Below are 25208 nucleotides of genomic sequence, written 5' to 3'. Positions count from 1 at the left end.
ATATAGTGAGAGCACAATAGCATCGATCGCCTGAGGCCACCGCGATGGTTCAAACGCCAGTTAAGCCTAAAACCCTTGAAGAATTTCTAACCCTGCCAGAGACAAAACCTGCCAGTGAATACATTGACGGAAAAATTATTCAAAAACCGATGCCAAAAGGACGCCACAGCATACTTCAGGCTGAACTCGGTGCTGCTATCAACTCAATCTTGAGGAATAAAGGGGTTGCGACAGCTTTCACAGAATTAAGATGCACTTTTGGCGATCGCTCCGTTGTACCGGATATTGCAGTATTTGAAAACTCAAGGATTCCCCGTTCTGAAAACGGAGAAATCGGCGATATCTTTACCGCAGCGCCAGACTGGACGATTGAGATTCTCTCCCCCGACCAACACATGACAAAAGTGCTGAAAAATATTACCCATTGCATAGCGCACGGATCTCAGATGGGATGGGCCATTGACCCCGACGACCGTTCGATTATTGTTTGCCAGTCCGGTCAAGATTTAAGGGTAATTGATGAGGCCGCTACTCTGCTACCTGTCCCAGTATTCGCTTCGACCCTACAGCTCACCCTGAATGATGTCTTTGAGTGGCTGAAATAGCATGGTTTGTGTAGCTGCCCCTCTCATGCGTCCAGCTACGTTAAAGCCTCTATGATTATTCTGTTCGGCAACATGCTTTTCCCGGACCACGGAAGGTTGCCCCTTCGCCAAATGCCCGTGTTCATGGCCGAAGACGAGGGGCTGTGTACGGACTTCAAGTTTCACAAACACAAGCTCATCCTTTACCTTGCCGCGATGCGTCACCACCGAGATCTCCTGCGGGAGCAGGGCGTGACGGTAGAGTACTGCCAACAGACGCTGCCGCAAGCTTCGTCTACCTACGAAGATAAACTTTGGCAAGCCGTCCAAAAATACAGCGCGTCAGAATTGCGTACCTATGAGATGGAAGACTGCGGAATGCGCGATCGCCTCCAAACCTTCTGCGCCCTCCATCGCCTCAAGCTCATCACCTACGATAGCCCCATGTTTCTGACCACCCACGGCCAGTTTCAGGACTATCGCGATCGCTACAAACGCCTCTTCATGGGCGACTTCTATAAACTGCAACGGCGGCGGCTGGGCATTTTAGTAGATCCAGCAGGCGCACCGGAAGGCGGACAATGGAGCTATGACGAGCAAAACCGCAAGCCATTGCCTAAAACCATCGAAGTGCCGCAACTCTCTCGACCCGTCCATACCCAGCACGTTAGAGACGTGGGTGCTTTGGTAGACGCCAAGTTTCCAGACCATCCCGGTTGCAGCGCCAATTTCTGGTTGCCCGTAACCCGTCAAGATGCCCTGGCTTGGCTGGATCGATTCCTAACCGAACGCTTTGCGAACTTCGGCCCCTATGAAGACGCGCTCTCGACCCAAGAGCCTTTTTTATTTCATTCCGTTCTTTCGCCTCTGCTGAATGTAGGATTGCTCGTGCCTCAGGAAGTCGTTGCAGCGGCTTTGGCCTATGCGGCTGAGACCGATGTCCCGCTCAATTCCCTAGAAGGATTTGTGCGGCAAATCGTTGGATGGCGGGAGTACATCCGGGGTGCGTACCACGCGATCGGCTCCACTCAGCGCCAGCAGAATGCCCTCAAGCATACGCGGCAGCTCACCGCCGATTGGTATGACGGCACGACAGGACTGGTTCCGGTCGATCTGACGATCCAGCGCGTGCGGGAGCGCGGCTGGGCGAACCACATCGAGCGTCTGATGGTGATGAGCAATGCCATGCTGCTGGCAGAGGCCCATCCCCATGAAGTATTTCGCTGGTTTATGGAGCTGTTTGTAGACAGTGCCGATTGGGTGATGGTGCCGAACGTATATGGCATGGGTCAGTTTGCGGATGGGGGCCAGATGATGACAAAGCCCTACCTGTCGGGGTCTAACTATCTCAACAAAATGGGGAATTACGTTAAGGGTGACTGGTGCGAAGTTTGGGATGGCCTATACTGGCGCTTTATAGACCGCAAAAAGGACATGCTGACGCGCAATCCGCGCCTGTCGATGATGGTGAAGTCTTTAGATAAAATGAATCCCGAACGGCGGCAGCAGATTTTTGCAAAAGCAGATGATTTTATCCGGTCTAAAACGGCTGAGAACGCGCTAACTTAGGGGATGTTTCTGACCCATCGGTTGGAGTTTAGTTCTTCAGACCATCATTTTGGTGTGCCATGCCATTGAAACCCTCGGAACTTTTGCAGATTCTGGACCAAAAACAGTCGGAATTTTCTCAGTTTCACCACGATGCGTCCGCGACCTATCAAGCTTATCGCCGCGCCCTTCGGAAAGTTTCGGCGCAATCTGACCCGGACATTGCAGAAATTTTGTCAGATTATCCCCACTCCGGCGCGCGCCCGCTAGAGCCGCTCGGCAAGCATCCCAACTGGATCGTCCCCTCAAAGCTCAAGTGGGCCAATCGGGAAGAGAGTTTGCAATGGGTGCGCGATCGCCTCACGGGTATCACCACCTTTGCAGTAGATGGCTCCCAAATTTTTCCGAGCAAGGACGTCGCACCGCCGATCGCCTTGGTTCAAGTGGGCTGGTTTGAGAACCCCCATTTACCTCTCGGCACCTACGACAAAAACGTGCGCCTGAGCATCATGACCCCAGCGGAACTCCAGGTGCAGCGCAATGGCCGTTCCCTCGATCGCCAAGTCAGCATGCGTCGGTTTGAGATGGAAGTAGAGCGCGTCATCGAATTCATCGAAGACTATGCCGGACGCGCGGACTGCATCGTCTTTTTCGACGGCTCGCTCGTCGCCACCTTTGCCGAAGCCTTTGACCTGGAATGTCGCGCCTTTTACGCGCAGCAGTACGTCAACCTCCTGCGGGCCAGCGAACGGCATCGCGTCCCCCTCGTGGGCTATATCGATACGTCCCATGCCTGCGACCTGATCCAAACCTTGCAGTGCCTGGAAAGCGTCCCCGAAACGACCACCTTGAACGACGCCCAGCTTTTAGCCTCAGACATGCAATGGGGCGATCGCACGCCTCTGTTTCTGTGCGATCGCCCTGGAGATGCGTGGGGACACGGCATTTTGGCCGAGTACGAAGAGCACGCAACCCGCATTACGTTTACTTACCTCAAAGCCAACGACAACCCGCCCGTCCGGCTGGAGTTTCCGCGATGGATGTACGAAGCGGGATTGCTGGATAGGGCTTTAGACTACGTGCGCGGCGAGATCGCGATCGGCAACGGCTACCCCTACGTCATCGAAACTGCCGATCAAGTGGCGGTGCTCCAGGCCGAAGATCGGCATTTATTTTATCGATTGCTGCAAGATTGGGCCGAAAAATCCGATCTGAATTTCCGGTTCTCGCGCAAGATGGTCAGCAAGCTGCTGCGCCGTCGGTAGAAGCGCGCAGCCACAATCCAAAAGTTCGCGATATCCCTATCCCTAACTTCGCCGAGGGCATTCCCCAACAGTCGTCGCCGGATGCAGCGTACTATACTGAAAGCAGTGATGAACTTTTGTAACAAACAATGGCTGTCCCCAACCTTCAAGAGATTTCGCATCAGCTCGACAGCAACAGTACCCGCGATCGCCGTTTGGCATTGGTGGCCCTGCGAGATGTCGCGCCCATCGATGCCGTCCCCCTCATTAAAAAAGTTTTAAACGATCCCAGTCTCGACATTCGCTCCATGGCAATTTTTGCCTTGGGCATCAAGCAAACGCCGGAATGTTACGACATTTTGCTCGCAATCCTCGACGACAGCGACTACAGCATTCGAGCAGCAGCAGCGGGCGCTTTGGGTTACTTGGCAGATCGGCGCGCTTTTGAGCCGTTGGTGCGCGCTTTCCTGGAAGACACGAACTGGTTGGTGCAGTTTAGTGCGGCTGTTTCTTTGGGCAATTTGAAGGACCCGCGCGCCCGCGAAACGTTAGTGCAGGCACTCAGCAGCGAAGCGGTGGTGATCCAACAGGCGGCGATCGCCGCCCTCGGTGAGATTAAGGCGATCGATGCGGTGGACGAGCTGCTGCGCTTTGCTCAAGCGGAGGATTGGTTGGTGCGGCAGCGACTGGCCGAAGCGCTGGGAAACCTACCGACGCCGAAGAGTATTTCGGCCCTCAAGTATCTGAGTAAAGACGAGCACCCTCAAGTTTCAGCGTCGGCAGTAATTTCGCTTCAGCGTTTGGGTGCAGAATCGGTTTAGAGCGCAACCTTGTTGGTTAAAAGTGTGATTATCTCTTTCGAGCTACACTCCAGTAATCGCAGTCGATCGGAAACGCGATGCAGGTTTTTCTCAAGAATGCAATCGCAGCCATTCCACCAAATTATCAGGGTGCGAAAAGTCCAGTAGTGCTTCGCCTAAGGCTTCAAGTTGAGGCAGCGAGAGCGATTGGATTTTCGCTCGCAGGTCTGGGGCGATGTTACCGATGCGGCGGGTTAGCTGGCGGAGAACAAGCGAGCATTCGCCCTCTTGTCTGCCCTCTTGTCTGCCGCGTTGCTCCGTCTGCCGTTCCCACTCTAGATAAGCTTGCGATAACACCATCATCAGCTCCTGCTCTGCTTCAATCTGCCCGGTCACTTCAATGCTGATTTTCCAGTTTGCCAACAATCTCATTATACTGGAGCGCCTGGGGTCGTCCGTCTCAAACGCCAACACCTCAGCAATCGCCCCCTTTTGCGTCCTTCCCTTTCCCAATAACCGCAGCCAGAGGGACTCTTCAGTACGAGGAAGCCGATCGATCGCGACGATCGCCGTCCTCAATGAGGGTGCCAAAAAATAGACTCCAGCAGGCCAGCTTTCAGAACCGATTGCCCCAAAAGTTTGCAATAAACGCTCGGAGGCCGAAGGCGCAAAAATCCAAAGTTGGGGCAAATTAACTTCTAGTAACGCTTTCGATTCTCGTCTGGCCTGTCGCTGACGATCTCCCTGTACCTGAAACAGCTTGAGCAAACAACTCCGTATCTCCGTAGCGGTAGGCTGATTGCGAAAGGGTTCGATCAGACAAGGATGTTGAGAAATGCGACCGAGCAGCCCTAAAGAAGTAGGGTCAACAGAAGGTTGAGGACTCGGAACGAAGTAGACATCGACAAGCTGAGCTTCGCCCAAGACTTCGTGACTAATTTCTACGTTGCCCAGAGGCGTCAGGACTTCCTCTAAGAACTGTTTAGAGAATTGGTCAGAGCTATTCTTGGACATGTCGAAGGGATGCAAAATTTACTCAATCATCTCATCCAACCGCTCGCCTTCTGCCAATTTACCAATCTAGATTGAAACATCTTCTCCTTCTGACATATTCAAATCCTGACCCCGCGCTCGTTTGGCTTTAGGTTACGATCCGATCTACTACCCAGTTCTCCAAAAACGCGATCGTCCGATCGGCTAAGTCAATTTGAGTGGCTTTTTCGATGCCTTCGAGACCTGGAGAAGCATTCACCTCAATCACCAGCGCGCCCCGTTGCGTTCTCAGCAGATCGACCCCCGCCACCTGAAGGCCGATCGCTTGGGCTGCCGCTACAGCAATTTTCTCCTCCTGCGCGGTTAGCACCACTGGATGGGCCGTCGCACCGCGATGGAGATTGGCCCTAAATTCCCCCGGCGGTCCCTTGCGCTGAATTGCAGCTGCAACTCGATCGCCAATGACAAAACAGCGCAGATCGACGCCACGCGCCTCATCGATACACTCCTGAACCAGTACGTCGGCTTCCACGCCCCGAAACGCCTCAAACAGGGCACGGGCAGTCGGTAACGTCTCAGCCAGGACGACTCCAATGCCGTGACTGCCTTTCAACAGCTTCATCACTACAGATTTAGAATTCATGCCAGACAGCACGGTTTCTACATCCTTGCAGGCATAGGTAAAGCCAGTTGCAGGAATCGGCAGCCCTTGGCCGGCCAGTTGCTGATAGCAGTGCAGCTTGTCCCGCGCGCAGGCGATCGCCGCTGCCGAGTTGAGGATCGGAACGCCCATGATTTCGAGCTGGCGCGCCACAGCAGTCCCGTAGATTGCCTTGCCAGGGCCAATGCGCGGAATTGCAGCATCAAACCTGGGACAGCGCTGACCCTTATGCCATAGTTGAGGACTGCGGGCGTGGAGCATCACCGCACAGCGCAGAAAATCGAGAACCTGGACCTCGTGACCGCGTTCTAGCCCTGCTTCCATCAGGCGGCGGGTTGAATAAAACGAGCCATCTTGCGACAAGATTGCAACTCTCATATTTCGCTAACCTAAAGGAAAGTGAACAGAACGAGTCAGGCGCAGCTCTACTGCAGCAAGCGACGAGCGAAAGCCCGCAGAGGAGAATCTGCCTCTGGGGTGTTTGACCGCACCGTCCATTCCTACCACTATGATGGAAATCTTTGAAAGAACGCAATGGCAGACGATACATCTCTGACCTTACAGCTTTTGAGCCTGGAACACACTCAGGCTCTCGGTCAAACCTTAGGTAAAATGCTGACTGCCGGGGCAGTACTGATCCTGGAGGGAAGGTTGGGCGCGGGCAAAACCTCCTTAGTGCAGGGTGTAGGAATGGGATTGGGGATTGTCGATGTCATTGTCAGCCCTACGTTTGCGCTCATTCACGAGTATCGCGAAGGCCGGATTCCGCTGTATCACTTCGACCTCTATCGCCTCACGCCCGCCGAAGTTTGCGATCTGCATCCAGAAACTTATTGGCTGGGACTGGATGCTCCCCTAGGAATTACGGCGATCGAATGGCCGGAGCGCTTGGCAGACTGGCCGGAAAATTATCTCAAAATCGAGCTAACCCATACAGAATGGGGCAGAGCGGCAACCTTAACCGTTTCGGGCTGCGTGAGCCATTGGCAAGAGATCGAGAAAACCCTTGCGCTGAATGCCTTTGACACCTAAAGCGACTAATTCTCAATAAGACGTCTTTGTTGCAAGTGCCCTTGGAATTGATGTATGATTCTCAATAAGTGAACTTTATTGAGAACTTAGAGCGATGTATACTGCAAACTCGCTGAAGTCTGAACTCAATGAGAGAGGATGGCGGCTCACTCCGCAAAGGGAAGTGATCCTCAATGTGTTTCAAAATCTGACTGAAGGCACCCACCTCAGTGCAGAAGATCTTCATAACAAGCTTCAAGAGCTGGGCAATCCCATCAGTTTGTCTACCATTTACCGCACGGTGAAGTTGATGGCGCGGATGGGGATTCTGCGCGAGTTGGAATTTGCGGAAGATCACAAGCATTACGAAATCAATCAGCCCTATCCCAATCACCATCACCATCTCATTTGCGTGAAATGTAACAAAACCATTGAGTTCAAGAGCGAATCGATTCTCAAGGTGGGGTCTAAAACGGCAGAGAAAGAAGGCTTCCACTTGCTGGACTGTCAGCTTCTCATCCATGCCATTTGTCCGAAGTGCCAGCGATCGATTCTGCCCGATTAGGCCGTTTGACTAGGCGATCGCCTGTCGGTCGTCCCGAGTGATGGCAACGACTGCGGGGCGAGGGGGTTTGTTGCTGTTGGGGTTGGGCCAATTGGAGCCGATGGGGACTTGACGCGTTTGGACGAAGTCTTTGCCATCGGTGGTTTTCATGGCAAATTGGCGGGGTTGGGAAGCCTGAGCCTGACGGGTGCCGTTCGTTTCTCCTGGATGTTGCACGGACAGAAATAAGGTTTTTTGGTCGGTGCTGAACACTGGCCCAGTGGTTTCGCACTCCATCGGACCCATTCCAAACAAATAGGCTTTGCCCGCATGCGGTCCGCGCGTTGGCATAAACCAAATGGCGTTGTTGCCATAAAGTCCGCGCAGGTTCGACTGGCTGGCGGACTTGCCCCCTTCCAGGCGAGTTGGAAGCGCTTGATTGAGCTTGTTGCTGGACATGTCGGTGACCATCCACAGGTTTGCGGCGCGGTCGAACAGAAGATTATCTGGATTGGCAAAGCCCAGCCCGCCTTGGGCTGGCTCTCCGCCCGTTGCCAGCATGGACCAGCGAAAGGTCAGGGCGGCTGGGTCTGCTTTATCTTCAATCAGATGCATGATGAAGCCGTACTCGTAGGGCGTTTCGCCCTGAGGTCCTTTGAAGATCGCACCATCTATCCCACCGCTGCTGCCTGGGGTACCGGAGGTAAAGGCGATATACAACGAGCCATCTGGTGCAATTTCAGTATCTTCGGGACGGGCGGTTGCGGTTGCGCCAATGGCATTCCCGGCATAGTGCGCGTCGATTAAAATTGCGCCCTGCTGCTCGACGGGGCTACCCGTATAGAGATCGGCTAGGGTTTTGTATTGTTGCTTGAAGGCCAGCACTTCTCCATCGGTTTTGGCCGCAAGGTACCCGCCTTCTGGACGCTTGGGCAAGGGCAATAGATTTCCCAGCAATTGGCTGGGCAGGTTTGGGTTGATGGGCGTATCGGGCTTTAGCGCAATCCACTGGCCCGTTCCGTCGGGGTTAAACTTGGCCGCATAGAGCATTCCGGTTTCGAGCAGGCGAGAGTTTTGTTTGTTCTTAGGGTTGACGACGCGATCGCGACTGACAAATTTGTACAGGTGCCCGCCCTGGCGATCGCAGCCGGAGTAAAACGCCAGGGGCTTGCCCGCCTCAGCCCTAACCCCGACAGCCTCGTGGCGGTAGCGTCCCAACCAACTATGCTTCGTGCCGTAGTCCTGAGGGTTGGCGGGGTCTATTTCGACAATCCAGCCATACTTGTTGCCAGCCAGCCCCAAAACATTGCCTTGCCCCGAAACTTCTTCGGCATCGAACGCAAATCGCTTATTGCTGGGGGAAAAGGAGGTACCGTCGGCATAGACAGCCTCTACAACCTGGTTTTGGAAATTCTCTTCCGCACTCAGGACAGTCCCCCAGGGGGTTGTGCCGCCCGCACAGTTCGCCATGGTGCCGATGATGCGATCGCCCAGTCGATCCGCATAACCCTGTCCTTTCGCTTTCTGAAACACGGCCCGAGCCGGACCCGTACAGGCCAAGTAACGCCGATCTTCTAACCCGGAAATTCCGGTCACGCGGCGATCGGTTTTGGCGTAGGTCCGCTCCCACTGCCCTGCAGGAGTTTTGCGAACGGACAGCACCCCAAGCCCTTGGTCGATCAGCGCTTCTTTGGCAATCTGGCGAATTTGGGCCTTGAGGGGGTCCGTATCCTGCAAGCTAAAGGCATCGATGCCCTTGTCTCCAGCCGCTTTGACAGCCACTTCCACGGCCTTGAATGGCAGGGGCTGACCGATCGCAGCTTCATAGCTTTGGATCCAGGGAATGGCGCTGATGTATTCGAAGTTGACGACGAGGTGGCCTTCGTTGGGGGCGGTTTCGATGAAGGAGAGGTAGTCGTTGTTATAGCCAAACCGAGAATCGCCGAGGCGATCGCCCCAGGCCGCAATGACCTGATATCGATACCCCTTGGGTAAAACCAGATCGTCTGCCACCGCAAACTGCCGATAGCGCTCGGCCTGTTGCAGCGGTGCGATGCCGCTAGTCTGAAGTGGCATCGGCCCTCGGACGGGAACGAAAGGAAGCGCGGCCTGAGATAACGTAGCCTCTGCCGTGGTTTCGCGGAATAAAAAATGCTGAGATAGCGCGGCTCCTCCCAACGCTGAGCCAAAAAACGCGAGAAAGTCCCGACGGTTCATAGGGGCAAACTTCATTAAAATGACGAATTCTTAAAACCCGCACTCGAGGTACAGAAAAACTGGCCGTCGAGTTCCTGCGATCAGTCTAAATGCCTAGGGTTAAGAAACGTTAAACTCTAGCAGGCCGAATCCTCAATGAGTTGCAACCGGAGACTCTGAAGGGGTTTGGGGTGCGGCGCTCAGATTGGGCTTAATTTGAGCGTAAAGTTCGTCGGCAACGGCCCCCACTTGTTCGAGAACTTCCTTAAACGATTCAAAATCCATCGTTTTTGCATTGAGTTCGGCTCTTGCAAATAAATCCTCGTCATCATCCAGCCCGACTTTCACGTAGTCTGCCGTATGGTTGTATTTTAAGAGCCGATGGAGTAGCGCTTGAGAGAGCTTGAGGTTCTGTTTTTTAGCGACGGTCGCGCCAATAATCAATAAGTTTGAATCTGAAGAGGTTGCAATAAAAACATCGAAGTTTGCCAGCGCTTTGCCCTTAAAGGGGACAACCCAGACGGCATCGGCTGCTTTTGTATAGGGACCGCCAAATCGCTCTAAAAATTGTCCGATTTTTGCCTCGATTGTCTGCTTGACCGGAGCTGCTAATGCTGCCGTGTCGAACGGCAGACTCGACCCTGCGACAGGATTGCGAGAGAGACCGCTCCCCGCCAACACTACCGCCATCGATACTATCCACCCGGCCTGAATTAATCTCATTCTTTACCATTCCTGATTTTTTAAGCCTAATGCTGAGGATCGACATCGCTGAGGCGCGCTTTAAGGGATCTCGATCTAAAGGCAAATGGGATTGTTGCCCGCGTTACGCTATTTAAGATGAAAGGCGAGGACGCCATCCTGACGAATATAGCGAATCAGTTGGGTATAGGGCAGAAGATAGGATCCAGACGGCTCAATGGCTTTAATGACGTGAGGAAATTCAAAGTTGTAGTGAAATGTAACACCCGTCGTGCCGAGGGTAAAGTCTTCTAAATTTTTGGGTTGAAAGCGATGGTTGGCAAAACGATCGATTCCCAGGTCGGGTTCTTGCTGTTTCACCTCTGCAATCTTCTGCTGAATCTCCCGTTGCATCATTCGATCGACGGTTTGGGCGATCGCCCCCAGACCTTCAGCCTTAAATAAATCCTTGGCCCGTACTCTTTGGCCTGTTTTAAGATTGACGGCCACATGCTTTTCAAAACTGCTGGGATAGGCGCCAACGCCTGAAATTGCGTAGGTCAGATCGAGCAGATTATTGCGGTTGTAATTGACGGCATAGGCCACCTCCGTCAGCCACTGGTTTTCTTTATACTCCTGCTTCATTTCTGCCAGGGATTGGCCGACGACCTGTTTGAGGCTAATAGCCGTCTGGACTTTCTGCAAAACAGTCGCGTTTGTCAACCCGGAAGCGATGGGATATTGAATGCGCGCTTCTCTATAGTCTGGAAATGCTGCGCCTTTTTTGCCAAAGCTCAAAACGACGGTCTGCGGTTTGAGGGAAATGCTAGTGGAAGGTCGATCGCGTTTGGTCTGGGGCAGGGGTTCGGCGGGCGATCGCTGGGTTAGCGCTGGACTAAGGGTCAGGCCCGAGATCGCGCATGGTAAGAACAGCGCAGCGAGAAAGAGACGTGAAGGGTGCATGGCGAGGGCTTATCGATCGGTAGGTTTCCATCGTAGACCCTCGTCGTACAATCTCTGTTTCTTTGTTGGAGCGATCGCGCTTCAATACATACTGCCGAGCTTCTAGCGAAATTTGGATTTGTGGCGTTAGCTTCATAAAGCAGTTTCACAGGTTAGCGTCTAGATCTAAAGCAAAGCAAAGAGCTTGCTTAATTTTAAGCATTACATCGTCTGGTAATACACCTAACCTGCGCTCAAGTCTGACGGTTGGGATTGAAGCTAATCCCTGCACATTTGCAAAAGAGTCCTGCCTCAGAAAGTTAAGCCTTGGCAAGATCGCCTCATACTCACTGTCTCGGTATTGTGTTGTTAGAGGGACGTAGATAATCAAAGCCCGTGGCGGCTGCGGGTCACTGCGTGAAACAATGACAACAGGCCGCGTTTTTGCCGCTAGACCCAAATCAGCTAACCAAACCTCACCGGGCATTGGGTTCATCGAGTAAATCCAGCACTTCTTGCTCGATCGCTCTGGAACGCAAAACGTCAAGTGTATTCTGATCCGCCATTTCAATAATCTCAGCCACGGATTGCCTCACCCGATCGGCAATATCAGGCTGCCATTGATGCAGTTTAACGTTCAGTTTCTCTGCTAAAGAGTCCATGGTTCAGTGTTTTGGGAGCTGTAATGTTCTAAAGTCCATCTTAAGACGTATTAAGGCCGAGTTGACGGCCAAAAGCTTCACTATCCCGAAATGTATCTAGCCTGCATTATTCATGACGATTTAAAAAAATCCTCGAAACCTATGCCATATCATGCTCGTGAGTGCCTACATTGTGGAGCGCGGACTGATTCTGGAACCTTACGAAGTAGACTCGAAAACCAATGAGATTACCGCATTGCCTGCGTTCACCACCCAAATGGCTCTCAAGGGCGTTGTGTTTGCATTTGATGCAATTAGCACCTAAAAAAACAGCTCAGACCATCGTCAAGAGTGGGAATGATTTCCTAGGAGCGCTCAAGGGTAATCAATCTAAATTACTAAGCGCAGTACAAGTTCATTTTCAATATTTGTCTAAGCAAACTTTTGCCCTAACAAAATAGGGTTATGCACCGTAATTTTTTTCTTATTAATCGAGATCATCCCCTGATCGCGGAGTTCGCCCAGGAGACGGGTGACGGTCACGCGGGTAGAACCGATCGCCTCGGCGATCGCCTGATGTGACAGCTTCAGGTCGATCGTAATGCCATTGCCGCTTTGCGCCCCAAAATCCCGACAGAGAATCAAAATAAAACTGACCAGACGAGACCCCATATCCCGGTGCGCCAGCGTCTCGATCATCATCTCCGTTTGCAGAATGCGCGATGATAGCCCCCGCAGCAACACCATCGGGAGATCCGAATCTTCCTTCATCGCCTTCTCCACCTGCTCGATCGGCACCGAAAGCAGCTCCACGGGCGTAAAAGCCACCGCGTGGTAAAACCGATCCGAACGATTTTTGGTGAGCAGCGACAGCACCCCAAACACGCTGTTCTCGCGCAGGAGCGCCACCGTAATTTCTTCTCCTGCCTCGTAAACGCGGGATAGCTTGACCGCGCCCTTGATCAAAAAATAAACGCGCTCAGCTGGGTCCCCAGGAAAAAAGATCGTTTTGCCCCGTTCAAACGTTTCAACCATTGGAGGAAAAACCCCAGTGTTGATTTGACGAAACACTGCCTCTAACGGGTTATCCTGCATCAAAACCATATCTTTATCCCGATCGCGTCCCGAATCATCATCTTCATTTTTTTGGCTAAACTGAAGCGAACTTCATCTATTTTCTCAAAGAATTGAGATGAAGCTATCTTATTTAGCCTTTGATTAATAGGTAATATAACTCACTTAATCGGACTCAAGATGGAGCGATTGTATCAAGAAGTACATTATACGAACATATTTGATACATCTGTATAGATTGCTGTTTCGATATCTGAAGGTTTGCGGCTCAGATCGAAGCCTCTCCGATCGACCCATAAGCTGCAAGAATGGGTAGGCAGCAACTGCACCGTAAATCAAGACTAGAACCACGCCCATGCTCGACCTACACGGAAAAAACGCTCTTGTCACTGGGATTGCGAACAACCGTTCCATTGCCTGGGGGATTGCCCAACAGCTCCATGCCGCCGGAGCCAACCTGGGCATTACCTACTTGCCCGACGAACGGGGACGGATGGAAGACAAGGTCAAATCCCTGGTGGAACCCCTGAACCCCAGTCTGTTTTTGCCATGCAACGTGCAGGATGCAGCTCAGGTAGAAGAAACCTTTGCAGCCATTAAAGACCGATGGGGCAAGTTAGATATCCTGATTCACTGCTTGGCCTTTGCGAGTAAAGAAGACTTGAGCGGAGATTTCAGCAATACCAAAGTCGAAAACTTCAACCTTGCCCTCGACATCAGCGCCCATTCCCTCATCAGCCTCAGCGGAGCCGCTAAGCCTCTCATGTCCGAAGGCGGCAGCATCGTAACCCTGAGCTACCTCGGTGGCGCGCGGGTGGTGCCCAACTATAACGTCATGGGAATTGCCAAAGCAGCTTTAGAAATGAACGTGCGCTACCTCGCAGCCGAACTCGGCCCTCAGAACGTGCGAGTGAATGCCATTTCTGCTGGCCCGATTCGAACCCTGGCATCTTCGGCGGTGGGCGGAATCCTAGACATGATCCATCACGTCGAAGAAATTGCACCTCTGCGCCGCACCGTCACGCAGATTGAGGTGGGGAATGCGGCTGCATTCTTGTGCAGCGACCTCGCCAGCGGCATCACGGGCCAAGTGCTTTACGTGGATTCCGGTTATTCCATTATGGGGATGTAAGCTGGACGCATCTCGCTTTATCCCTCTCAGATTGAATGATGTTCATGAAAGGATTTCTTAAACGCGTTTCGTTTTTAACTCATCCTTTAGATCGTTTCGTGGTGGGCCTCATCGCAGTGCTGTGGCTGGTCTTGGGCCTGCTGCTCATTTGGGGCGATCGCACCCGCCCCCAAGTTCGAGACTTTAGCTGGGCCGAGGAGTCCGTCGGCGCGGAAGATATCGCCTTTACGCTGACCTTCAATCGCCCCATGAATTGGGATAGCGTCTCGCAGCAGATCCAGATCTCGCCAGCCTTACCGGGCAAAACGAGCTGGTCGGGGCGGCGCTTGGCCTACACCCTGACCCGACCCGCACCCTACGGACAGTCGTTTCAGCTCACCCTCGACGGCGCTAAAGCGGCAGCGGGCGGTGCGGTCGTTCCCTTTAACGCTCAGTTTAAGAGCCGGGATTTAGCCTTTGCCTATCTCGGCGTCAACGGGGATGAAGCGGGACGGATCGTTCTCTACAACCTCACCCAGGACAAAAAAACGGTTGTAACGCCCGCCAACCTATCGGTACACCACTTTAAGGCTTACCCTAAAGGCGATCGCCTCCTCTTTACCGCCACCGATCGCAGTGCGGCCAATCCCAGCGAACTCAATTCAAAGCTCTATAAAGCCACAACCGGACTAGCAGACACTCAGCTAGGACAGGTCGATCTGGTTTTGGACAACCAGGACTACCAAATTTTGAAATTCGATCTGTCGGCCAACGGCGATCGCATTGTGGTGCAGCGCTCTGCCCGTCAGAATGCCAGCGAAACAGGCCTGTGGCAAATTCGCGGCAGCGGAACGCCAGAGCCGATTAAAATCGACAGCGCGGGAGATTTTTTGCTGGCTCCCGACAGCGAAACCTTAGTGGCAGCTCAAGGCAAGGGACTGGCCATCATCCCCCTCGAACAAAAAGCTGCCGCAGAGCAAGTCCTGGATTTTTTGCCCCAGTACGGCATGGTACTGAACTTTGCCCGCGACGGGTCCGCCGCCACCATGGTGAAATTCAATACGGACTATACCCGCTCCTTGTTTCTGGTCAGCAGCCAAGGCGATCCTAGAGAATTGCTGCGCACAACCGGATCCATTCTCAGCACTACTTTTACCGCGCAGCGAGACGCGCTGTACTGCCTGCTGACCCGGCTGATAACCGGAAAAGACTACCAAGAGCAGCCCTTCATCGCCAAAATTGACTTAAAGACGGGAAAGCCCAGCGAACTGCTGACCCTCCCCCTCCAGCGCAACGTTACCCTCAGCCTTGCACCAGATGGCTCTCAGCTTTTGTTCGATCGAGGCACAGCAACTACTGCGGGCGGATCGGCCCAACCCGTCCCAGCCAATATTTGGTCTCTGGCACTGACGGAGTCCAATGCCAGCCCTAAGGTGGTTGCAGTGGGGGCCGAGCCTCAATGGCTACCTTGAGTCCCCCCTTCCCGGACGACAAAGGTATGATAAGAAAGTTGATATTTGTTAACGATCCTCAATGGTTGTGTCTGTTCCGGACTCGCCTCGATTCAAGGTAGCGCTCAAGCAAACGCTTTTGTTCGGTCAAGAGCCAAGCTGGGAGTTGTTTGCCATCTTGGTGGTTTACTTCGTCCAGGGGATTTTAGGTTTGGCCCGCCTGGCCACTAGCTTTTTCCTGAAGGACGATCTAGGGCTGACCCCCGCTGAAGTGGCCGCCATGATGGGGGTCGTTTCTTTGCCGTGGGTGATCAAGCCGATCTTTGGCTTTTTGTCTGACAGTTTGCCCATTTTTGGCTATCGCCGTCGCTCCTACCTGTTAATCTCCAGCCTTTTGGGCTGCGGGGCTTGGGTAGCGATGGGGACGGTGGTCCACTCTGCGATCGCCGCGATGGTGACGATTACGCTGTGTTCGTTGGCGATCGCCGTCAGCGACGTGATCGTCGATTCCATTGTGGTGGAGCGCATCCGCGACGAGTCGCAGTCGCAGGCTGACGCGGGTTCCCTTCAGTCGCTTTGCTGGGCAACGACGGCATTGGGGGGGCTGGTGACAGCCTATTTGAGCGGCTTTTTGCTAGAGCATCTGAGCATTCGTAACATCTTTTTGATTACAGCCAGCTTTCCATTGCTGGTCTTGATTACGGCCAGCCTGATTCAGGATGCCAAGGTTGCGATGCCGCAAAACTTTGGCGCGGCAAAGTCGCAGCTTCAGAAAATCGGAGTGGCGATCGGTCAAAAGACCATCTGGCTGCCCGTCTTGTTCGTGTTTTTGTGGCAGGCGACCCCAAGTTCGGACTCTGCCTTTTTCTTCTTTTCCACCAACGATCTCGGGTTCGGGCCAGAATTTTTAGGGCGGGTGCGGCTGGTGACCAGCGTGGCCTCCCTGTTGGGCGTTTGGGCGTTTCAGCGCTTTCTCAAAGCGGTGCCCCTCCGCCAGATTTTTCTGTGGAGCACCCTGATTTCCGCCGGGTTGGGAATGACCTCCCTAATTTTGGTCACCCATGCCAATCGCGCTCTGGGCATTGACGATCGATGGTTTAGCTTGGGCGACAGCCTCATTTTGACGGTGATGGGGCAAATTGCCTTCATGCCCGTCTTGATTTTGGCAGCGCAACTCTGCCCGCCGGGCGTGGAAGCGACGATGTTTGCCATTCTGATGTCTATCTGCAACCTGGCTGGGATCGTATCCCACGAGTCCGGCGCGCTGTTAACCCACTGGCTCGGCGTAACCGATACCGACTTTGCAAACCTCTGGCGGTTGGTATTAGCGACCAATCTGGCAACGCTGCTGCCGTTACCCATGCTGCGCTGGGTCCCTGACGGCGTTTCCGATGGCGAGCCGGAGCGAGTTCCAGATCTGAGCCGTTCTTCCGAGGTGCTTCTAGCGGAAGCAGAACTGGAAGCCCACATCCGTCTGGTTTCCGATACCTCGCCTTAATGTTTAGTCCCCACTCCTGTTCGAGCGCTAACCTATGACCTCTGTAGACACTCGCCCTGCTGCCGCCTATCGCGTCGCCGATTGGCAGCGCGGCTACGAATCCCTGACGACGGAATACAGCTATGCCATCGAAGACATTGAAGGGGAAATTCCCGCCGAGTTAGAAGGGACGTTGTTTCGCAACGGGCCTGGAAAACTGGATGTAAACGGCACGCCGCTCCAACACCCGTTTGATGGGGACGGGATGGTCTGCGCCATTACATTTAAAGACGGTAAAGCGACCTTCCGCAATCGCTACGTCCGCACCGAAGGCTTTTTGGCGGAATCGGCGGCGGGCAAAATCCTGTATCGCGGGGTATTTGGCACCCAGAAACCGGGGGGGTGGCTCGCGAACCTGTTCGACCTGAAGGTCAAAAATATTGCCAATACGAATGTGGTGTACTGGGGCGATCGCCTCCTAGCCCTGTGGGAAGCCGGACTCCCCCACGAACTCAACCCCGCCACCCTGGAAACCCTCGGCCCTAGCACAGTAGGCGACATCCTCAAGCCCAGCGATGCTTGGTCGGCTCACCCCCGCATCGATCCGGGCGAACCGGGGCAAGACCCGATTCTAGTGAATTTTTCCCTGAAGACGGGGCTGACCACCCAAGTGGCGGTCCACGAACTCGACTTAAAGGGGCATTTGATTCGAGTTAAAAGCTTTAACATTCCCGGTTTTGCCTTTATCCACGACTTCATCCTGACGCCCCGCTACTATATCTTTTTCCAAAATCCAGTTGCGCTCAACCCGTTCCCCTTTGTATTGGGGCTTCGCGGCGCAGGCCAGTGCATCGACTTCAAAGCCGATCGGCCCACCCGCGTCTGGATCGTGCCCCGAGGCGAAGGGGCAGTTCAAACCTTAGAAACTGCCTCCTGCTTCGTGTTTCACCACGCCAACGCCTACGAAGACGGCGACACCTTGGTCGTCGATTCCATCTGCTACGAGAATTTCCCGACCGTCGACCCCGAGCAAGATTTTCGAGACATTGACTTTGCAACGCTGCCCGAAGGTCAACTCTGGCGGTTTCGGATCGATCTTGCCGCTAAAACCGTCGAGCATGAGGCGATCGCGACCCGCTGCTGCGAATTTCCTACCCTAAACCCGCAACAAGTAGGCCGTCCCTACCAATTTGTCACCATCGGGACCGCCCACGAATCGATCGGCAACGCGCCCCTCCAGGCCATCCTGAAGCTAGACCTGAAGGCTGGGACTCAATCTCTTTGGAGTGCTGCCCCCCATGGATTTGTCAGCGAACCGCTGTTTGTGGCAAAACCCCACGCTTGTGCTGAAGACGCGGGCTGGATCCTGAGTTTGGTCTACGACGCGTCCCATCACCGCACGGATATTATCATTTTGGATAATCAAGACCTTGAAAAAGGTCCCCTTGCCCGCTTACATTTAACCCATCACGTTCCCTATGGTTTGCATGGGTGCTTTGTGCCCCAGGTTTTTTGAAGCAATGTGTCAGACGTTGGGCTAAGACGATGGCGGTAAAACTTCTCTTTGTTTGTTTGGGCAATATCTGCCGATCGCCCTCTGCTGAAGGCATCATGAACCATTTCATCGCGCAAGCAGGGTTAGACGGACAGATCGTCTGCGACTCCGCAGGCACCAGCGGCTACCACATCGGCGAACCGCCCGACCCGCGCATGACCGCAGCAGCCCGCCGACAGGGCATCTCCCTCAGCGGGCGCAGTCGAAGGGTCGAACCAGCAGACTTCGAGCAGTTCGACCTGATTCTGGCCATGGATCGCGATAACTACCGCACGTTGCTGGAGCGCGATCGCACCGGACGCTACCACCCCAAAATTCGCCTCATGTGCGACTTTTGCGAGCGGACTTCTGAGGCGGGGCGATCGCCGCAAACGGAAGTCCCCGACCCCTACTACGGCGGTCCCGATGGGTTCGACCGCGTCATCGACCTGCTGCGAGATGCCTGTAGCGGCTTGCTAGCCCACGTCAGAGAAAATCCGATCGGCGTCAGTCGGTAGTATCGGTGGGCGATCGCCGTTCTACGAGCTGGTGCTCCATCGCGTAGCGCACCAAATCCGCTCGATTGCTAGAGTCCGTCCTTTGGAGCAAACGACTCACGTACTTCTCCACCGTACGCGGACTGAGCTTCAGTTTTAAGCCGATGTGGCGGTTGGACAACCCATGACAAAGAAAATCCAAGACCTGCCCCTCGCGCTCTGTTAAAGTAACTTCGTTGGAGGTAGACGGACGAGCCTGAGTTAACTCCCCTTGAGCGCGAACGTGCAATTCCGACTGCTGCATCTGAGAGCGATCGAGCAAGTTCCGCACCACTGCCGAGAGTTCCAAAAGGTCGAACGGCTTGGAAATGTACACATCGCAGCCCAGCTGATATCCGCGCACCCGATCTTCCACCTGCCCCCTTGCCGTTAGCAAAATAATCGGCAGCAGTCGGTGGGCGGGCAACATCCGCAGTTTTCGCACCAGCTCGTAGCCGTCCATTTTCGGCAGCGTGATGTCTGCGATCACCAGATGGGGATGATAGCGTTCCAGCATTTCCAAAGCCGCTTCTCCCGTCGAAGCCGAGAGCACACCATAGCTTTCGGCTTCAAAGTGATCGATTAAAGCCAGCGATATAGCCGGATCGTCTTCTACAATTAGCAGCGTTAAAGGCATCTATTTGTAATTGCGCAGCTTTATTCATTCTAGAACTGAACCTCGATCGGGCAAGATCTGCCAACATGTACCTATCTCATCTCGAGAGGAAAAAGACCGTGACGATTCGAGTGTTGATGTGCCCCCCCACATACTACGACGTAGACTACGTGATTAATCCCTGGATGGAAGGAAACTTGCACAAACCTTCCCCAGATTTAGCCCAGCAGCAGTGGCAAGGCTTGTTTGACATCCTCAAAGAACACGCCATTGTCGATACTATCGAACCCCAGGCCGGATGGCCCGATATGGTCTTTACCGCCAATGCCGGATTGGTGTTGGGGAAGACTGCCGTTGTCAGTCGGTTCTATCACAAAGAACGTCAAGGCGAGGAACCCTACTTCAAGCAGTGGTTTCAATCCCAGGGGTACCAAGTCCACGAATTACCGAAAGATCTCCCCTTTGAGGGGGCTGGGGACGCGTTGCTCGATCGCGACGGTCAGTGGCTCTGGGCGGGCTACGGTCAGCGTTCGGAACTGGATTCCCATCAGACGATCGCGAAGTGGCTGGATATCGAAGTGCTGTCGCTGCGGCTGATCGACGAGCGTTTTTATCACCTAGATACTTGCTTTTGCCCGCTGAGTCAGGGCTATTTGCTGTACTACCCCGATGCCTTCGATGCCTATTCTAATCGGCTGATCGAGCAACGCGTGGCCGCAGAAAAGCGAATTGCGATCGCCGAATCCGATGCGATCAACTTTGCCTGCAATGCGGTCAATATCGATCGGGCGATCGTGCTGAACCAAGCCAGCGAGGCATTGAAACATCGCCTGGGCGACTGCGGGTTCCAGGTATTTGAAACGCCCCTCACCGAGTTCATGAAAGCGGGCGGCGCGGCCAAATGCTTGACCTTGCGGGTGACGGAGCCTCTGCAACCCACGGTTCATGCCAAGGCCGACATCGAAAGCTGCATTCTGCGCATGGAGGGTCACCTGCTCGATTCCAGACTGATGGAGCGAGCTTTAGACTACATCGTCGATGCGGGCGGCAGTTTCCAGATTTTGAACTTTAACTTGGGCGAGCGACGGCAGAGCACGTCTTCCGCAGAATTTAAAGTCATTACGCCTTCAACAGCGCTGATGGAAACCATTGTGGCCCAGCTCATCGACTTAGGCGCAGTGCCCAACTTGCCAGAAGTCTGCGATGCCAAGCTCGAACCTGTCGAAATTGCTGGGGTTGCACCGGATGATTTTTACGTCAGCACGATTTACCCGACGGAAGTGCGGGTGGATGGCCAATGGATTCTCGTTGGGAATCAGCGCATGGACGGGGCGATCGCCCTCACCCAAACCCCTACAGGTCTCGTGGCCCAGTGCAAGCTGCTGCGAGATTTAGCGGTGGGAGATCGCGTGGTCGTAGGCGTGGACGGCCTGCGCACAGTTCGCAAGCCCGAATCGCGAGAAGCTCGACCGCCCGCAGAGTTTAGCTTTATGGGATCTGGCGTTTCGAGCGAGCGACGGGTGGAATTAGTCGTGGAGCAACTCGCTTGGGACTTTCGCCGCATCCGCGACCAAGGCCGTAAGGCAGTTGTTGTGGCGGGTCCCGTGGTGATTCATACGGGGGGCGGGGCGCATTTGTCTGCGCTGATCCGGGAGGGGTACGTACAGGCGCTATTGGGGGGGAATGCGATCGCCGTTCACGATATCGAGCAAGCCCTCCTCGGGACTTCTCTGGGGATCGACGTACAGCGAGGCAATTCGGTCCACGGCGGCCACCGCCACCACCTGAAGGCCATCAATTTAATTCGCAGGTGCGGCAGTATTGCCAACGCGGTGGAGCAGGGCGTTTTAACCAAAGGGATATTTTACGAATGCGTCAAACGTGACGTTCCCTTCGCGCTGGCCGGTTCGATTCGCGATGACGGTCCGCTGCCGGATACCGAGATGAATTTAATCCAAGCCCAGGCAGACTACGCCCAACTCATTAAAGGAGCCGATTTGATTCTGATGCTGTCGTCCATGCTGCATTCGATTGGGGTGGGCAACATGACTCCCGCTGGCGTGAAGCTATTTTGCGTCGATATCAATCCAGCAGTGGTGACAAAGCTCAGCGATCGCGGTTCTTTAGAATCCGTCGGCGTGGTGACGGACGTGGGGTTGTTTCTAAGTCTCTTGGTGGAGAAACTGCATCAACTGACCCAAGCAACGGTAGTCTGAGGGGCTAAGGGGGCGAAAGGATTGCTAATCCTCATCGTCATTGGAAAAGTCTTCCTCATCGTCCCCGTAATCGTCACCACCGATCAGCGCAACCGTCAGGTCATCTTCCTCGAGTAATTTGAGATCGATCGCGACTTCTCGTTCCATGAAGCGGCCCGTATCTTCGATCCAACCCAGGATCGAACCTTCCATATTGGGTGGAAAAACATCGGCTTTTTGCGCGCGGGGCATAGACCGCAGCGAAGGATTATTCATGAGCGATGTTCTCCAGAGTTTGACCCATCCTAGCCTACTTAGGTCGCCTCGACGTTGTGCAATCGCTCGACCGAGAGAAATCGACCGAGAGAAATGGGAGGCGCACGCCCCGATCGTGCCAAGACAGACTATCCTATATCGATAAGAAAGCCTTGCCGAGCATGAGCCTATGGAACCTATGAATCACCCCTCACACCCCTTGCGGATCCTTCGTTTCTTTTCCCTTAGTAGTTTGATGACGGCCAGCACCGTCCTCTCAACGCCTCCGCCTGGGTATAGCATCCCCAGTTTGGGGTTGAAGGACAGTCCCAAAGTGCTGGTCGATGAAGTTTGGCAAATTGTTGCAAAAACCTATGTCGATGGGACGTTCAACCACAGCGATTGGCAAGCCACGCGCCGCGAACTCCTCAGCAAAGACTATAGCTCTAAAGCGCAAGCCTACGAAGCGATTCGAGCCGCGCTCAAGAAATTAAACGACCCCTACACCCGCTTCCTAGACCCTCAGAAATTTACGGAGCTCGCGCAACAAACCTCCGGCGAACTTTCGGGGATCGGTGCGAGGCTGGAGTTGGACAAGACCACCAAAGCGCTGACCGTGGTTGAAGCCATGCCGAATTCTCCCGCCTTCGAAGCCGGACTTAAATCGGGAGACCGGATTCTTGCGGTTAACGGCACGCCCGTGCGGGGCTTAGATGTTGAAAAAGCCGTCGGCCTGATCCGGGGCAAACCGAATACCACGGTCAAGATGAAGATCTCCCGCCCAGGGGCCAAAGTTTTTGATGTGGCCCTGACCCGTAAAGTGATTCAGGTTAGAATCGTCACCTCAGCCGTGAAGCAGGAAGGCAGCAACCGGATTGGCTATATCCGCCTTGCCGAATTTGACGACCACGCCGACGAGCAGGTCAAGAATGCCATTCAATCCCTTGAAAAGCAGCAGGTTAAAGGCTTTATCCTCGATTTGCGCCAGAATCCAGGCGGGTTGCTGTCGATGGCGGTTGAGGTATCGCGCCTCTGGATTGACGAGGGAGCCATAGTCAAAACCGTCGTTCGGGATGGGGGCAGCGCGACCGATGAAGCGAATCGCACTGCAGTCACAAAGTTACCGCTCGCCGTTCTTGTAGATGGCGGCTCCGCCAGCGCCAGCGAGATCGTGACCGGGGCGCTCAAAGATAATCGAAGGGCGATCGTCGTGGGCACTAAAACCTTTGGCAAAGGGATCGTGCAACAGGTCAACCCGCTGTCCGATGGATCGGGGCTGAATGTGACGATCGCCCGTTACTACACCCCCAATGGCGCGGATATCCACCACAAAGGCATTCTGCCCGACGTTGCGGTTCCTCTGACCAACGCGCAAGCCAAAACGCTAGCCGATAACCCCAAATTAATCGGTTCGCCATCGGATCCTCAGTATGCCAAAGCCGCTCAAATTGTCTTAAAGCAAATCCAAGGAGTCTCTCAATCCGAGTGACGCTGGCTGCGATTGATGGCTAAAACTTAAGGTATTCTGGAAGCAACCGACTTGACGTTTCGATTGCCCCCTATTGCCCATGCTTGCTCGGATTTGGAGCGCCTCACTGCTTGGAATTAACGCCATTCGGGTGGGTGTTGAGGTGGATGTATCCGGCGGGCTACCGGGCATCATTATTGTGGGTCTGCCGGATACCGCCGTTCAAGAATCGAGGGAGCGCGTGCGGGCTGCACTCCGAAATTCGGGCTACGCCTTTCCCATGAGACGGGTCGTGATCAACCTCATGCCTGCGGACCTGCGCAAAGAAGGTCCCAGCTTTGACCTCCCGATCGGTCTCGGCATTTTAGCGGCTTCCGATCAGCTCGATCTGACACACCTCGAAGATTTTTTATTTTTAGGGGAAGTTTCCTTAGATGGCGTCCTGCATCCGGTGAGCGGCGTGCTGCCCATTGCGGCAACAGCGCTCAAGCTTGGCTTTAAGGGGATCGTCGTGCCCCAAGCGAATGCCCGCGAAGCTGCGGTGGTATCGGGACTCAAGGTGTATGGGTTTGAGACGGTGGCGCAGGTCGCAGACTTCCTGCACCAACCGGATGCGGTCGCCCCCTTTGCGGCGGCAGAACCCCAGATCGGCGATGGAGAGGCCCTCAATACCGCCCTCGATCTCAAGGATGTCAAGGGTCAAGCCCACGGGCGTCGCGCGCTGGAAATTGCAGCAGCAGGAGGACATAACCTCGTTTTTGTCGGGCCTCCAGGCAGCGGGAAAACCATGTTGGCTCGTCGCTTGCCAACCATTCTGCCAACGCTGAGCCTGAACGAAGCCCTAGAAGTCACCAAACTCTACTCGGTCGCCGGACTCCTCAAGGAACGGGGGACTTTAATTCGCTCTCGTCCGTTTCGGAGTCCCCATCATTCTGCTTCCGGCCCTGCCTTGGTGGGTGGCGGCAGCTTTCCGAGACCGGGAGAAATTTCCCTGGCCCATCATGGCATCTTGTTTTTGGACGAACTGACTGAGTTTAAGCGGGATGTCCTCGAATTTCTGCGACAGCCCCTCGAAGATGGCTTTGTCAACATTGCTAGAACGCGTCAGTCGGTGGTCTTTCCCGCCCAGTTTACGCTAGTGGCCAGCACGAATCCCTGCCCCTGCGGCTATTTTGGCGATACGATCCAAGCCTGTACCTGTTCTCCCCGCCAGCGAGAATCCTACTGGGCCAAGCTATCCGGGCCGCTGATGGATCGGATCGACCTCCAGGTCAGCGTCAGTCGCCTCAAGCCTTCAGAGCTGACCCAGGTCAGCGAAGGCGAGCCGTCCGAAGCCGTGCGATCGCGGGTTTTAGCGGGCCGAAAGGCTGCCAGCGATCGGTTTCGAGACGAACCGCAGTTGTTCTGCAATGCCCAAATGCAAAGCCGTCATTTGCGGCAGTGGTGCCGTCTCGACGATGGGTCGAGACAGCTGTTAGAGGCGGCCATTCAGCGGCTGGGACTCTCGGCGCGGGCAACGGATCGGATCTTAAAGGTAGGACGCACGATCGCCGATTTGGCTCAATCCGAGACCATTCAGACCGCCCACATTGCTGAGGCCATCCAGTACCGGACTTTAGACCGCATGCAATAAAGGTTCCTATCTG

25 protein-coding genes are annotated in these 25208 nt (G+C 54.3%); 15 read left to right on the top strand and 10 right to left on the bottom strand.

What is annotated here, in order from left to right; translation table 11 throughout:
* The first annotated feature begins 44 nt into the window (after positions 1-44).
* The 4 genes from R6H26_RS01140 (at position 45) to R6H26_RS01125 (ending at position 4197) form a co-directional block, all read left to right on the top strand.
* Complete coding sequence (locus tag R6H26_RS01140; protein ID WP_404787601.1) at positions 45-605, top strand: Uma2 family endonuclease; 561 nt, start codon at positions 45-47, stop codon at positions 603-605.
* 51 nt (positions 606-656) lie between these two features.
* Positions 657-2153 carry a cryptochrome/photolyase family protein gene (locus R6H26_RS01135; RefSeq protein WP_404787599.1) on the top strand — a complete coding sequence of 499 codons (1497 nt, stop codon included), beginning with the start codon at positions 657-659 and terminating at the stop codon, positions 2151-2153.
* A gap of 59 nt (positions 2154-2212) precedes the next feature.
* Positions 2213-3397 carry a DNA double-strand break repair nuclease NurA gene (locus R6H26_RS01130; protein WP_404787597.1) on the top strand — a complete coding sequence of 395 codons (1185 nt, stop codon included), beginning with the start codon at positions 2213-2215 and terminating at the stop codon, positions 3395-3397.
* A gap of 128 nt (positions 3398-3525) precedes the next feature.
* Entirely contained in the window at positions 3526-4197 is a 672-nt protein-coding gene (locus R6H26_RS01125) for a HEAT repeat domain-containing protein (RefSeq protein WP_404787595.1), read from the top strand.
* Between the two features lie 90 nt (positions 4198-4287).
* Here the strand turns inward: R6H26_RS01125 and R6H26_RS01120 are convergent, their stop codons facing one another.
* Both R6H26_RS01120 and rimK read right to left on the bottom strand, forming a co-directional pair.
* Complete coding sequence (locus R6H26_RS01120; RefSeq protein ID WP_404787594.1) at positions 4288-5190, bottom strand: DUF4351 domain-containing protein; 903 nt, start codon at positions 5188-5190, stop codon at positions 4288-4290.
* A gap of 127 nt (positions 5191-5317) precedes the next feature.
* Positions 5318-6208 (bottom strand): 30S ribosomal protein S6--L-glutamate ligase, encoded by an 891-nt coding sequence (rimK, locus tag R6H26_RS01115; protein WP_404787593.1) that lies wholly within the window; start codon positions 6206-6208, stop codon positions 5318-5320.
* 156 nt (positions 6209-6364) lie between these two features.
* Here rimK and tsaE point away from each other — a divergent pair, with 156 nt between their 5' ends.
* Together tsaE and R6H26_RS01105 are read left to right on the top strand one after the other, a co-directional pair.
* A complete protein-coding gene (gene tsaE / locus R6H26_RS01110) occupies positions 6365-6862 on the top strand; it encodes a tRNA (adenosine(37)-N6)-threonylcarbamoyltransferase complex ATPase subunit type 1 TsaE (protein WP_404787591.1) in 498 nt (165 codons plus the stop codon).
* A 94-nt stretch (positions 6863-6956) separates the two neighbouring features.
* Positions 6957-7406 carry a Fur family transcriptional regulator gene (locus tag R6H26_RS01105; RefSeq protein ID WP_404787590.1) on the top strand — a complete coding sequence of 150 codons (450 nt, stop codon included), beginning with the start codon at positions 6957-6959 and terminating at the stop codon, positions 7404-7406.
* Between the two features lie 9 nt (positions 7407-7415).
* Here R6H26_RS01105 and R6H26_RS01100 read toward each other — a convergent pair whose 3' ends face one another.
* The 5 genes from R6H26_RS01100 to R6H26_RS01080 all read right to left on the bottom strand — a co-directional run bounded on the left by R6H26_RS01100 (position 7416) and on the right by R6H26_RS01080 (position 11866).
* Positions 7416-9617: a PhoX family protein gene (locus R6H26_RS01100; RefSeq protein WP_404787588.1), complete on the bottom strand. Its 2202-nt coding sequence runs from the start codon at positions 9615-9617 to the stop codon at positions 7416-7418.
* A gap of 117 nt (positions 9618-9734) precedes the next feature.
* Positions 9735-10304 carry a T3SS (YopN, CesT) and YbjN peptide-binding chaperone 1 gene (locus R6H26_RS01095; protein WP_404787586.1) on the bottom strand — a complete coding sequence of 190 codons (570 nt, stop codon included), beginning with the start codon at positions 10302-10304 and terminating at the stop codon, positions 9735-9737.
* 108 nt (positions 10305-10412) lie between these two features.
* Positions 10413-11225: a hypothetical protein gene (locus R6H26_RS01090; protein ID WP_404787584.1), complete on the bottom strand. Its 813-nt coding sequence runs from the start codon at positions 11223-11225 to the stop codon at positions 10413-10415.
* 145 nt (positions 11226-11370) lie between these two features.
* Positions 11371-11691, bottom strand: coding sequence for a type II toxin-antitoxin system PemK/MazF family toxin (locus R6H26_RS01085; protein WP_404791167.1), 321 nt, complete (start codon positions 11689-11691; stop codon positions 11371-11373).
* Positions 11681-11866, bottom strand: coding sequence for a hypothetical protein (locus tag R6H26_RS01080; protein WP_404787582.1), 186 nt, complete (start codon positions 11864-11866; stop codon positions 11681-11683). Before R6H26_RS01080 ends, R6H26_RS01085 begins: the two co-directional genes overlap by 11 nt.
* Before the next feature lie 157 nt (positions 11867-12023).
* On the opposite strand from R6H26_RS01080, the gene R6H26_RS01075 reads away from it, so the two are divergent.
* Positions 12024-12170: a hypothetical protein gene (locus tag R6H26_RS01075; RefSeq protein WP_404787581.1), complete on the top strand. Its 147-nt coding sequence runs from the start codon at positions 12024-12026 to the stop codon at positions 12168-12170.
* A 107-nt stretch (positions 12171-12277) separates the two neighbouring features.
* Here R6H26_RS01075 and ntcA read toward each other — a convergent pair whose 3' ends face one another.
* On the bottom strand, positions 12278-12949 hold the full coding sequence (gene ntcA / locus R6H26_RS01070; protein ID WP_404787579.1) for a global nitrogen regulator NtcA: 672 nt from the start codon (positions 12947-12949) through the stop codon (positions 12278-12280).
* 325 nt (positions 12950-13274) lie between these two features.
* On the opposite strand from ntcA, the gene fabI reads away from it, so the two are divergent.
* The 5 genes from fabI (at position 13275) to R6H26_RS01045 (ending at position 19010) form a co-directional block, all read left to right on the top strand.
* Positions 13275-14051 (top strand): enoyl-ACP reductase FabI, encoded by a 777-nt coding sequence (gene fabI / locus R6H26_RS01065; protein WP_404787577.1) that lies wholly within the window; start codon positions 13275-13277, stop codon positions 14049-14051.
* Between the two features lie 44 nt (positions 14052-14095).
* Entirely contained in the window at positions 14096-15502 is a 1407-nt protein-coding gene (locus tag R6H26_RS01060; RefSeq protein ID WP_404787576.1) for a hypothetical protein, read from the top strand.
* Positions 15503-15563: 61 nt separating this feature from the next.
* Positions 15564-16979, top strand: a complete 1416-nt coding sequence (locus tag R6H26_RS01055) for a folate/biopterin family MFS transporter (protein ID WP_404787574.1) — start codon at positions 15564-15566, stop codon at positions 16977-16979.
* A 34-nt stretch (positions 16980-17013) separates the two neighbouring features.
* Positions 17014-18474 carry a carotenoid oxygenase family protein gene (locus R6H26_RS01050; protein ID WP_404787572.1) on the top strand — a complete coding sequence of 487 codons (1461 nt, stop codon included), beginning with the start codon at positions 17014-17016 and terminating at the stop codon, positions 18472-18474.
* 29 nt (positions 18475-18503) lie between these two features.
* Positions 18504-19010 (top strand): low molecular weight protein-tyrosine-phosphatase, encoded by a 507-nt coding sequence (locus tag R6H26_RS01045; protein ID WP_404787570.1) that lies wholly within the window; start codon positions 18504-18506, stop codon positions 19008-19010.
* Here the strand turns inward: R6H26_RS01045 and R6H26_RS01040 are convergent.
* Entirely contained in the window at positions 19000-19665 is a 666-nt protein-coding gene (locus tag R6H26_RS01040; RefSeq protein ID WP_404787569.1) for a response regulator transcription factor, read from the bottom strand. The genes R6H26_RS01045 and R6H26_RS01040 overlap by 11 nt on opposite strands.
* A 65-nt stretch (positions 19666-19730) precedes the next feature.
* Between R6H26_RS01040 and R6H26_RS01035 the strand changes: the two genes are divergently transcribed.
* On the top strand, positions 19731-21860 hold the full coding sequence (locus R6H26_RS01035) for a TIGR00300 family protein (protein ID WP_404787567.1): 2130 nt from the start codon (positions 19731-19733) through the stop codon (positions 21858-21860).
* A gap of 24 nt (positions 21861-21884) precedes the next feature.
* Here R6H26_RS01035 and R6H26_RS01030 read toward each other — a convergent pair whose 3' ends face one another.
* Positions 21885-22115 carry a DUF3134 family protein gene (locus R6H26_RS01030; RefSeq protein WP_404787565.1) on the bottom strand — a complete coding sequence of 77 codons (231 nt, stop codon included), beginning with the start codon at positions 22113-22115 and terminating at the stop codon, positions 21885-21887.
* A gap of 178 nt (positions 22116-22293) precedes the next feature.
* Here R6H26_RS01030 and R6H26_RS01025 point away from each other — a divergent pair, with 178 nt between their 5' ends.
* Positions 22294-23583 (top strand): S41 family peptidase, encoded by a 1290-nt coding sequence (locus R6H26_RS01025; RefSeq protein ID WP_404787563.1) that lies wholly within the window; start codon positions 22294-22296, stop codon positions 23581-23583.
* A 79-nt stretch (positions 23584-23662) separates the two neighbouring features.
* On the top strand, positions 23663-25195 hold the full coding sequence (locus R6H26_RS01020) for a YifB family Mg chelatase-like AAA ATPase (protein ID WP_404787561.1): 1533 nt from the start codon (positions 23663-23665) through the stop codon (positions 25193-25195).
* Positions 25196-25208: the final 13 nt, after the last annotated feature.

The organism is Altericista sp. CCNU0014 (assembly GCF_044923475.1).
Classification (GTDB): domain Bacteria; phylum Cyanobacteriota; class Cyanobacteriia; order Thermosynechococcales; family Thermosynechococcaceae; genus JAAURS01.
This window is presented reverse-complemented; position numbering and strand designations above follow the sequence as displayed.